General features: G+C 48.2%; 1 protein-coding gene. It reads right to left on the reverse strand.

Features of this window, described 5'->3' with window-relative positions:
• A partial coding sequence (locus tag R7Z49_RS27330) for a hypothetical protein (protein WP_318112806.1) occupies nucleotides 1–531 on the reverse strand: 531 nt, incomplete at both ends.

A 531-nucleotide genomic window follows, 5' to 3' on the forward strand; every position in this document is an offset into this window, starting at 1 on the left:
AGTGACGCCATCTGGCTCCAAAATTTCAGCCGTGATGGTTGATATCGCATCTTTGACTTGCACATTGGTTGCATAGCCGTTCTCTTTCGCATTTTTCACACTGATTTCAAACGTCACTTCGTTGTCCAGCTTGGAATACGAGGTTTGCTTGGTATCAAAACTGGTATCGGTGTTCGTTTTAACACGCTTGTTAACCTCGATCGCGAAATCACGCGGATCAGAACCTCGGTCGGCGTACACAGTGCCGTCGACCGTCACTTGGTTTTGAATGTGCCCATTCGCTAGAGGATGGGTGTCTGCCACGATGGTGTATTCAATGTAGGAATGTGGCTCAAGCGTCGCAATCACATTCAGGTTGTCGGGAGACTTTACTGCCCCAACAATACCGGTGTTGGAAGCCGTCGCGGCTGTACCGTCTGCTTTATATGCGTTTGCAGTAATGGTCCAATCCGAATAGGCGTTGATCGTATTACCATTAATGTCTTGAGTAGTGATCGCCGAGAGTTCATCCAAGACCTGAACTTGGTTTGC

This window comes from Vibrio sp. 1562 (genome assembly GCF_033340155.1).
Taxonomy (GTDB): domain Bacteria; phylum Pseudomonadota; class Gammaproteobacteria; order Enterobacterales; family Vibrionaceae; genus Vibrio; species Vibrio alginolyticus.